The sequence below is a fragment of the Streptomyces sp. NPDC007095 genome (assembly GCF_040634475.1).
In the GTDB taxonomy this organism is placed as follows: domain Bacteria; phylum Actinomycetota; class Actinomycetes; order Streptomycetales; family Streptomycetaceae; genus Streptomyces.
Genome location: NZ_JBEYFS010000326.1, coordinates 1 through 9408, shown reverse-complemented (window position 1 = coordinate 9408; position 9408 = coordinate 1). Strand labels below are relative to the sequence as shown.

Here is a 9408-nt window from a genome sequence, read left to right as displayed (position 1 = left end):
GGCCTGTGCCCGGCACGCCGAGAGCACGCACCTGACGCCGCAGGGCCCGCCCTCCGGGCGGACGACGGGAATTTGACGACAGGACCTAGGCCGCTCTCGTCCTCAGTTGTTCCAGCTCTCGTCGTACGGGTCGTGCGGGGTCGGGACCGGCTTGGCCGCGGTGACGTCGAGGAACGGGATGCGGCCGTCGTTGACGGGGTCCTTGGTCTGCTTGGCGGTGTAGGTGCCGGTGACCTGAAGCCAGGTGTCGGGCTGAAGGACGGGCGGGATGTGGCCGGTCAGGCCGATCTTGACCGGCTGGGCGTCGGCGGCACAGCAGTTGAGGGCCATCCGGACCAGGTACGGGGTGCCGTCCTCGGCGAGGGCGACGAAGCCGGTGACTTCGACCCGCCGGTGGGCCAGGGTGCGGCCGTGGTCGTAGGCGGCGCGGCCCGCGTAGTCGACGACGCCGAGCGGGAGCGGGTCGGTGGCCGGCAGGGACGGGTAGGCGAGGGGCGCCTGCAGGGCCGTACCGGCGTGCATGGCGCTGTAGGAGCCCAGCGCGGGCGGGGAGACCAGGATCAGGGCGAGGAGGGGGAGGACGAGCAGCCAGGCGACACGGGGTTCGCGGTGGACGTGCCCGTGCCCGTCGCCGCCTTCACTCCCGCTCCCACCCCGCCGTTCGTACCAGACCGTCGCCACCGCCGCCACGATCAGCACGACCCCGGCCGCCAGCAGCAACGGCCGCAACCCCGCCTTGACGTACCGCAGGTAGAGGTCGGTGAGCCCGGCGTGCAGGACCGCCGCGCCGACGAGGAACAGGACCGCCGCCTGTGCCTGCCGGTTCACAGCAGCACCGTCCCGACGAGGACCGAGCCGACGATGGCCAGGGCGAAGGTGGCGGGCGCGAACCGCAGGGCGAACCCACGGCCGAACGTGCCCGCCTGCATGGCGAAGAGTTTCAGGTCGATCATCGGTCCCACCACGAGGAAGGCCAGCCGCGCGGTCAGCGAGAACTGGGTCAGCGAGGAGACGACGAACGCGTCGGCCTCGGAGCAGATGGAGAGCAGCACGGCGAGGACCGCGAGGGCGAGGATCGCCACCACCGGGTTGGCGGCCGCGGCGTGCAGCCAGGTCGCCGGTACGACGGCCTTCAGCGTGGCCGCCGCCATCGCCCCGATGACGAGGAACCCGCCGGCGTGCATCACGTCGTGCCGTACGGAATCCCAGAACGCGGCACCCTTGCCGAGCCCCTCGTGCGAGGGCCGGGCCGGCGGACGCATCCAGTCCGCCCGCCCCAGCCGCTGCCACAGCCACCCCATCACGCAGGCCACGAGCAGACTGGCCACGAACCGGGCGACGACCATCTCGGGGTTGCGGGGGAACGCGACGGCGGTGGCCGTCAGCACGATCGGGTTGATCGCGGGCGCCGACAGCAGGAACGCCAGCGCCGCCGCGGGCGTGACCCCTCGCCGTACCAGCGCCCCCGCCACCGGCACCGACGCGCACTCGCAGCCGGGCAGCACCGCGCCGGCCATCCCGGCGACCGGCACGGCCAGCGCGGGCCGCTTCGGCAGCGCCCTGGCGAAGAACGCCGGCGGCACGAACACCGCGATGGCCGCCGACAGCAGCACACCGAGGACGAGGAAGGGCAGCGCCTGGCAGACCACCGCGACGAACACGGTCATCCAGCTCTGCATCACCGGCACCGACAGCGCCCGGCGGATCGGTCCCTGAGCCACCACCAGGACGAGCAGCAGCATGACCAGGACGAGCGGCGAGTTGAACTGCCAGCCCTGGGACGCGCCCGCCTGTTCCCTCGGGCCGCCCGGTGCGGCCGCCTGCTGTCGTGGACCGCCCGGTGCGGCCGCGTCGCGGTGGTCGGCCCCGGGCGGGGCCGCTTTGGTGATGCTCACGGGCGAGGTACCTCCGGCAGGGCACGGGCTGGAATCTCGTGGGTGGGTTCCCCTCCCCATAAATACGCCCGTATCGGTACGTCCGTTCAGGCGGGGGCGTTCATTCCCGCAAGGCGCCCCGACTTCCGTCTCAGAACCGGAGTACCGCCTTCATCACCGCCTTTGCGATCGGTGCCGCGTCCCCGCCCCCGCTGATGTCCCCGCGGTCGGCCGCCGCGTCCTCGACGACGACCGCGACCGCCACCGCGGGCTCCGTCGAGCCGTCCGCCTGGGCCCAGGAGATGAACCAGGCGTACGGCGTCCCCAGGTTGTCGATGCCGTGCTGGGCGGTCCCGGTCTTGCCGCCGACCGTCGCTCCGGGAATCGCGGCGTTGGCGCCGGTGCCCTCCGTCACCACGTCCGTCATCAGCTCGCGCATCCGCATGGCCGTCGACGGGTTCATCGCCTGGTGGAGCGTGCGGGGACCGGTCGTCGACACCGTGCTGTCGCTCCGGGTGGTCGTCTTCTCCACCAGATAGGGCGTTTTGACGGACCCGCCGCCGGCGACGGCCGCCGAGATCATCGCCATCTGGAGGGGAGTGGCCCGGGTGTTGAACTGACCGATGGAGGAGAGCGCGAGCTGCGCCTTGTCGAGTGTCGTGTCGAAGTTGCTGGGGGCGACGGAGAAGGGGATCCGCAGACGGTCGTTGAAACCGAAGTCCCCCGCCGTGCGGGTCATGTCGCTCAGCCCCACGTCCACGCCCAGCTTGGCGAAGACCGTGTTGCAGGACCACTCGAAGGCGTACCGCAGTGAGGCGTCCTCGCAGCCCTCGAGCTCGTTCGTCAGCCGGGTCGTGGTGCCGGGCAGCCGGTACGGGTCCGGGGAGGCGGTCGACGTGTCGAGGTCCGTCACCACCCCCGCGTCGAGGGCCGCCGCGGCCGTCACCACCTTGAACGTCGACCCGGGCGGATAGGTCTGCCGGATCGCCCGGTTGAGCATCGGCTTGTCCGCCGCCCCGTTCAGCCGCTCCCAGGCGTGCTTGACCGCCGTGCCCGTCCCGGACAGCTCCCCCGGGTCGTACGACGGGGTGGAGACCAGTGCGAGGATCCTGCCGGTGGACGGCTCGACGGCGGCCACCGCCCCGCGCCGGGAACCGAGACCCTGGTACGCCGCGCGCTGTGCGGCGGGGTCGATCGTCGTGACCACCTTGCCGCCGGGGTTCTGGGCGCGGGTGGCGTCGTTCCACAGGGGGAACGGCGAGAGCAGCGGGTCGCTGCCGGAGAGGATGCCGTCCTCGGAGTTCTCCAGGAACGTCGTTCCGTACACCTGCGAGGCGAAGCCGGTCACGGGCGCGTACAACGGGCCGTCCGTGTAGGTCCGTTCGTAGCGGAGCTGCTGGCCGCTGTCCCTGGAGCCGGTGACCGGCCGGCCGCCGACGAGGATGTCACCGCGCGGCTGGCCGTAACGGGCGATCGTCTGACGGCGGTTGGCCGGGTTGTCGTCGTACGCCCCGGCCTGGAAGACCTGGATGCGGGTGGCGTTGACGAGGAGGGCCACCAGCAGCACGGCGCAGAGAGCGGCGGCCCGGCGGATGTACTTGGTCATGGCGCCGCCGTCCCGTCGTACTGGCTGCGTGCCGAGTCACTGACGTGGATCAGCAGCGCGACGATGATCCAGTTGGTGACGACCGAGGAGCCGCCCTGGGCGAGGAACGGCATCGCCAGCCCCGTCAGCGGGATCAGACCGGTCACACCGCCCGCGATCACGAAGACCTGGAGCGCCACGATCGAGGTGAGGCCGATGGCGAGGAGCCGCCCGAAGGGGTCGCGCAGGGCGAGGCCGGCGCGGTAGCCGCGTTCCACGAGGAGGCCGTAGAGAAGGAAGATCGCGCAGAGTCCGAAGAGGCCCAGTTCCTCGCCCGCGGTGGCCAGGATGAAGTCCGACTTGGCGGCGAACCCGATGAGGATGGAGTGGCCGAGCCCGAGGCCGGTGCCCAGCATCCCGCCCGCGGCGAACGCGAAAAGGGACTGGGCGAGCTGGTTCGGCCCCTGGCCCGCCTCGATCGTCGCGAAGGGGTGCAGCCAGTCCTGCACCCGGCTGTGGACGTGCGGTTCCAGCCAGCCGACGGCCACCGCGCCCACACAGGCGAGCAGCAGGCCCACAGCGATCCAGCCGGTGCGGCCGGTGGCGACGTACAGCATGATCACGAAGAGGCCGAAGAACAGCAGCGAGGTGCCGAGGTCCCGCTCCAGGACCAGGACCAGCACACTCAGCAGCCAGATCGCGACGATCGGGCCGAGGACACGGCCGGTGGGCAGCTGGAGCCGCTTGAACCGCCAGACGGGGCGGCCCGCGTAGGCGAGCGCGTTGCGGTTGGCCGCGAGGTAGCCGGCGAAGAAGACCGCGAGCAGCATCTTCGCGAACTCGCCCGGCTGGATGGAGAACCCGGCGATCCGGATCCAGATCCGGGCGCCGTTCACGGCGGGGAAGAAAATGGGCAGGACCAGCAGGCCCAGCGCCGTGACGACCGAGAGGTAGGTGTAGCGCTGCAGGACGCGATGGTCGCGCAGGAAGAGGACGACCCCGATGAAGAGCGCGACGCCGAGCGTCGACCAGATGAGCTGGACGGGGGCGGCCCGGTCGCCCGGGGTCTCCAGGTCCAGGCGGTAGATCAGCACCAGGCCAAGGCCGTTGAGCAGGACGGCGATGGGCAGCAGCAGGGGATCGGCGTACGGCGCCCGCAGCCGCACCGCGAGATGCGCGAGGAGTGCGAGCACGCCGAGCCCGGCGCCGTAGACCGCGGCGCCGGGCGGAAGGGTGCCGTGCCGTGCGTATCCGACCGCGCAGTAGCCGAACACGGACAGCAGTACGGCCATGACGATCAGGGTGAACTCGATGCCACGGCGCCGGGGCAGGCGGACAGCGGGGGTGGGCGGGTCCGCTGCCACGGCCGTTCCCCGCGTACCGGGAATTCCGGGCATTCCGGGCTGAATCATGTCCGGAACGTAGCAAGCGGTGAACCTGATGTCCCGTTAAGTGGTGACAGACAGGCCGATCCGATGGACGCGACCGGCGTCAGCACCAGCGCGGGGACGGGCCGATGTTGTCGATGTGCTGCGCCGAGCCCCAGGACCAGGTGCCGTCGGTGATCAGGTACCAGATCGGGTTGCCGCCCACGCGCTCGCCCCTGGTCTTGCAGTAGATGTGGACCCGCTCGCCGAACGGCGCGATACGGATGATCCGGCTGCGACGGTCGGGCCGGTTGTGCAGCGCGAGGCCGTTGCGGGAGATGATCCGGCCCTCGAAGCGGCGGTGGTCGTTGAACCGTCCGTCGTCGTACGGGTCCTCGAAGCGCTCGTCGCCCAGACCGTCGTCGTCGAAGTAGGGGTCGTCGCCGTTGTCCCAGTCGAGGCTGTCCCAGTCGCGGCTGTCCCAGTCGCGGACGGAGCTCCCGAAGTCGTCGGCGATGCCGGGTCCGGTGCCCGCGATCGCGGTGGGCTTGCCGGCGGCGAGGGCGGGTCCGGCGCCCGCGGCCGCGATGAGCGTGCCGGTGGCGAGCACCATCCCGGTGCGGGCAAGGGTGTGGCGCAGGGACATGGGGGCTCCTCCGGAAATGTGACTTATCTGACTGATCGCCACATTAGGAGTGGGTTGGGATACGCGCAGGCCGCACTGAGCCATCGGGGACGCGAGGACGCTCAGCGTGCCCCGGTCGGCCCTTCCCCGCCGCTCGGTCCGGGCGCGCCCCGATCGTCCTGAGGAAGCGTCAGCGTCGCGATCGCACCGCCCTCGGGAGCGTTGGCGAAGACCAGCCGCGCGCCCAGCACCTCCGCCTGGCCGAGCGCGATCGTCAGCCCCAGCCCATGTCCCTTCGAACCGCCCTCCGTACGGAACCGCTGCGGCCCGTGCTCCAGCAGGTACTCCGGATAGCCATCGCCGTGGTCACGCACCGTCACCACCGGGCCGTCGACGGTCAGCACCACCGGGCCCGCCCCGTGCTTGTGCGCGTTGGCCACCAGATTGCCGAGCACCCGCTCCAGACGGCGCCGGTCGGTCTCCACCCGGGCGTCACGCACGACCCGCACCTCGGTCTCGGTGCCCGACGCCCGCACCACCCGCTCGGCCAGCGGGGCCAGCGGCTCCGAGTCCAGCTCCAGCAGCTCCCGCCCGGCGTCCAGCCGGGAGATCTCCAGCAAATCCTCGGTGAGCGTCCGCAGCGTGGCCACCCGGTCCCGGACCAGCTCCGTCGGCCGGCCCGGCGGCAGCAGCTCCGCCGCCGCGTGCAGCCCGGTCAGCGGGGTGCGCAGCTCGTGCGCCACGTCCGCGGTGAAGCGCTGCTCGCTCATCAGCTTGCTCTGCAGCGAGGACGCCATGGTGTCGAGGGCCCCGGCGACCGCGGCCACCTCGTCCTGGGGGCCCGCCGGGTACCGCGTTCGGGGGTCCACGGCCGTACGGGGATCGTTGACGCGCGCGTCCAGGTCGCCCGCGCTGATCCGCCGGGCCACCTGTGCCGTCGCGTGCAGCCGACGGGTCACCCGCGTCACCGCGAACACCCCCACCAGCAGCGTCGCGCCGATCGCCAGCGCCGAGGACCATACGATCGACCGGTCCAGGGCGTCGATGGCGTGCGCGCCCTGCGAGTAGTCGAACTGCACGGCGAGCGCCCGGCCGCCGCTCGCGGGTCCGGCCGCCCACATGGTGGGGTGCGGGTCGTTGCCCCCGACCATCGTGCCGCGGTGCCCGTCCGTCGCCAGCTCGCGCAGCGGCGCCGGCAGCCCGGGGAGATCCACCCCCGCGCCCGGCGGCAGCCGCTCGCCCGCCTCGTAGTCCGCCGTCACCTCCGCCAGCCGGTCGAGCGCCCGGCCGCGGGCCTCGCCGACGGTCTGGTTGGTCACCGAGACATGCACGAGCACGCCGAGCAGAGCGGCGAGACCGCAGCACATCACCGTGATGAAGGCGGCGGCCTTCCAGGTGAGGGTGGCGGCCCAGTGGGGGAGACGGCGGGGCGGCCGGAGGCGGCTCGGGGGCAGCCTCATGGGGCGCTCGCGGCGGTCGACGGTGTGGGGGAGGCGGAGGGGGAGGCCGACGGAGAGGCTGAGGGCGAGACCGGCGGGGCGGGGGGTGCCGAGGGGACGGGTGCGACGGTGCCGCGCCTGGTGGGCCTGGGCGTGCCCACGCGGAGGATCTCGTCCCGGGTCGCCAGCATCGCGTGCTGGTGCGGGTCCCAGTTCCACACTGTGCGGTACTCGTAGCCCGGCAGGGTCGAGGGCGAGCGGATGATCACGTCACGGCCCGCGACCTCGACGCTGATCGTGCTGTCCGCGGTGCCCATGATCTGGACCAGCTTGTGGTGCTCGAAGGTGTACACACGCACCGCCAGCTGATTCTGCGGAAAGCGGATGCCGAGCACCAGGTCGTCCTTCCGGTCACCCGTGAGATCACGGTAGTACGCCTGGAGGATCGGGCACTTCCCGCCGAGCGTGTCCTTGCCGGTGCAGTACTTGAGCTGCCGGGCCGTCTCACGGTACGGGGCGTGGACGGCGCTGTACTCGTCCGGGTGGCGGCCGACCTCGGCACGGAACACGGCGATCGGGTCCACCTTGTGGATGTCGTCGCCCGGCGCCGTGATGCCCGTGACCGTCTCGGTGTCCGCCTCGCCGTAGTCGAGGGCGGCCGTCGACGCGGGCGGCAGCTCGGGCCAGAGCCGGGCCGGGCCGACGGCGGTGGGCGTCGCCCCCGCGCCCCGCAGGGCACCGGAGTCGCCGCAGCCCGCCACGGCCGCCGCCAGCAGGGCGACGAGGACTGCGAGCACGAGGCGGCTGGGCCGGGTGGGGGTCACTGCTCTCCTGCGTCCGGGCCGGCCTCGTTCCGGCGCCAGGGGGACGGCTCGGTGCGCGAGGTCGGCGTGAAATCGACGAAACCGACGGCCTACACCATATTCGTAGGGAAGTCCTTTTTGTTCGCGGGTGGGGTCGGTGGGGCTGGTGAGGGTGTGAGGCCGTGGTGTACCGGACGTGCGGGCGACGCAAGAGAGGGGCTACTCCGCCAGCTCCTCCAGGAGGCGGGCCGTGGGCAGACCGGCGCGCAGGTACTCCACGAACAGTTCGTTGTGCAGGGCCCAGGGTGAGCGGCGGCTCCGGATCAGCCGGATCGCCTCGTCGGAGCTGTGTCCCGCGAGGACCAGCGCGTGCGCGATCACGAGCCCCGAGCGGTTGTAGCCGTGATAGCAGCGGACCAGGACGCGGCGCCCGTCCTCCAGCGCGTCGTCCGCGGCCCGCGCGAGCCGGATCACCCCCGCGAGCTGTGTCCCGTCCAGGGGACCGTCCGGAATCGGCCACACATGGTGCTCGACGCCCGGGTCGGGGCCGTGCCCCGGCAGCCGCAGCAGCGTCAGGACCAGGTCGAACTCATCCCTCACGACCGCGAATTCCGGCTCGCCGGTACGCCCCGCGAACGCGTGCCCGCCCATCCACAGGCCAGGCACGATCTCGCTCCACGGGCTGTCCGGAGCGGGCACATCGGGTTGCTTTCTGCGAGTCCGCAACAGCGCCTCCCACAACTGCTCACAAAGGTAACCGGGTTCTTGCCCCTGGAGCACCCCGCCTGTTCCCATGGTCATGGGGTGATGGTGCATGAACGGACTGCGCGTCATACCGACCTGGCGCCACGGGCAGGAGCGCCTGTACGTGTGCCTGACCGACGGGAGGAACGTCGCCTGGTACGACCGTGAGGCAGCCCGCGTCAATCTGCTCAGCGAGGAGCGGCGGGAGGACGTGCTCGACGCGCTCGGCCCGTTCCTGACCGGCCCTGTGACCGTGGGGCCCCCACCGGTCCCGACCCCCGCGGAACTGGCCCGGCTGACCCTCCACCCGGACGACGACCTCGCGCCGAACCGGCCCGGCGAGGCGCTGATGATCGACCTCGACCGAGACCCGGGACCGGCGCGCCGCCTGCGGCCCGACCCGCGACGCCGTGCGCTCGCCGCCGAGCACGCGGTCGGGGAGGCACTGGACCGTCTGGAGGGCGCGGGCTGGCACACCCTCCACTCCATCCCGCTCCCCGGCGGCGACCGCGTCCATCACTTGCTGATCGGCCCCGGCGGCATCTTCGCCCTGCGCTCCCTGTACGCCCGCAAGCAGCGGGTTCTCGTCACCGACCCCATGGTCACCGTCGGCCGCCGGGAGCCGTATCCGCTTCTGCGCCGGGTTCGTGCCGACGCCGACCGGGCCTCGTACGCGCTGACCGCCGAGGTCCACGCCGTCCTGGCCGTGGCCGGCCCCGCCGACCTCGATGTCCTCGCCCCCCTCCGCGAGGTCCGAGTCCTCCAGGACACCGACCTGTCCTCGTTGGCCGGCCTCGGAGGTGTCCTGAAGCCGGCGGACGTGGAGGCACTCCACGCGATGGCCCGCGACCGCCACACATGGCTACGAACGTGACCCCCTAGGCCCTGTCGTCAAATTCCCGCCTGCCCCGCGACGCCATGCACGCACTCTCGCCGCACCGGGCCCAGACCCGAGTACATCCAGTACGAGG

At 72.2% G+C, this 9408-nt stretch carries 9 protein-coding genes; 1 reads left to right on the top strand and 8 read right to left on the bottom strand.

Annotation, left to right across the window (positions count from 1 at the left end):
- Positions 1-102: 102 nt before the first annotated feature.
- From ABZ656_RS53250 to ABZ656_RS53215, 8 genes are all read right to left on the bottom strand, one after another.
- Entirely contained in the window at positions 103-828 is a 726-nt protein-coding gene (locus tag ABZ656_RS53250) for a TIGR03943 family protein (protein ID WP_101400634.1), read from the bottom strand.
- Entirely contained in the window at positions 825-1895 is a 1071-nt protein-coding gene (locus ABZ656_RS53245; protein WP_360279312.1) for a permease, read from the bottom strand. The genes ABZ656_RS53250 and ABZ656_RS53245 overlap by 4 nt, the downstream gene beginning before the upstream one ends.
- A gap of 130 nt (positions 1896-2025) precedes the next feature.
- On the bottom strand, positions 2026-3480 hold the full coding sequence (locus tag ABZ656_RS53240; protein ID WP_101400636.1) for a penicillin-binding transpeptidase domain-containing protein: 1455 nt from the start codon (positions 3478-3480) through the stop codon (positions 2026-2028).
- A complete protein-coding gene (locus ABZ656_RS53235; protein WP_101400637.1) occupies positions 3477-4871 on the bottom strand; it encodes an FtsW/RodA/SpoVE family cell cycle protein in 1395 nt (464 codons plus the stop codon). Before ABZ656_RS53235 ends, ABZ656_RS53240 begins: the two co-directional genes overlap by 4 nt.
- Before the next feature lie 79 nt (positions 4872-4950).
- Positions 4951-5472 carry an SH3 domain-containing protein gene (locus ABZ656_RS53230; RefSeq protein WP_101400638.1) on the bottom strand — a complete coding sequence of 174 codons (522 nt, stop codon included), beginning with the start codon at positions 5470-5472 and terminating at the stop codon, positions 4951-4953.
- A 101-nt stretch (positions 5473-5573) separates the two neighbouring features.
- Positions 5574-6911, bottom strand: a complete 1338-nt coding sequence (locus tag ABZ656_RS53225) for a HAMP domain-containing sensor histidine kinase (RefSeq protein ID WP_360279308.1) — start codon at positions 6909-6911, stop codon at positions 5574-5576.
- Positions 6908-7714 carry a hypothetical protein gene (locus ABZ656_RS53220; protein ID WP_360279305.1) on the bottom strand — a complete coding sequence of 269 codons (807 nt, stop codon included), beginning with the start codon at positions 7712-7714 and terminating at the stop codon, positions 6908-6910. Before ABZ656_RS53220 ends, ABZ656_RS53225 begins: the two co-directional genes overlap by 4 nt.
- 198 nt (positions 7715-7912) lie before the next feature.
- Positions 7913-8419 (bottom strand): dual specificity protein phosphatase family protein, encoded by a 507-nt coding sequence (locus ABZ656_RS53215; protein ID WP_101403744.1) that lies wholly within the window; start codon positions 8417-8419, stop codon positions 7913-7915.
- A gap of 88 nt (positions 8420-8507) precedes the next feature.
- Between ABZ656_RS53215 and ABZ656_RS53210 the strand changes: the two genes are divergently transcribed.
- Positions 8508-9311 carry a nuclease-related domain-containing protein gene (locus ABZ656_RS53210; protein WP_101400641.1) on the top strand — a complete coding sequence of 268 codons (804 nt, stop codon included), beginning with the start codon at positions 8508-8510 and terminating at the stop codon, positions 9309-9311.
- Positions 9312-9408: the final 97 nt, after the last annotated feature.

Coding starts and splice junctions, on each gene's coding strand:
- ABZ656_RS53240 (WP_101400636.1), bottom strand. CDS start 3,480: ATGACCAAGTACATCCGCCGGGCCGCCGCTCTCTGCGCCGTGCTGCTG.
- ABZ656_RS53235 (WP_101400637.1), bottom strand. CDS start 4,871: ATGATTCAGCCCGGAATGCCCGGAATTCCCGGTACGCGGGGAACGGCC.
- ABZ656_RS53230 (WP_101400638.1), bottom strand. CDS start 5,472: ATGTCCCTGCGCCACACCCTTGCCCGCACCGGGATGGTGCTCGCCACC.
- ABZ656_RS53225 (WP_360279308.1), bottom strand. CDS start 6,911: ATGAGGCTGCCCCCGAGCCGCCTCCGGCCGCCCCGCCGTCTCCCCCAC.
- ABZ656_RS53210 (WP_101400641.1), top strand. CDS start 8,508: ATGAACGGACTGCGCGTCATACCGACCTGGCGCCACGGGCAGGAGCGC.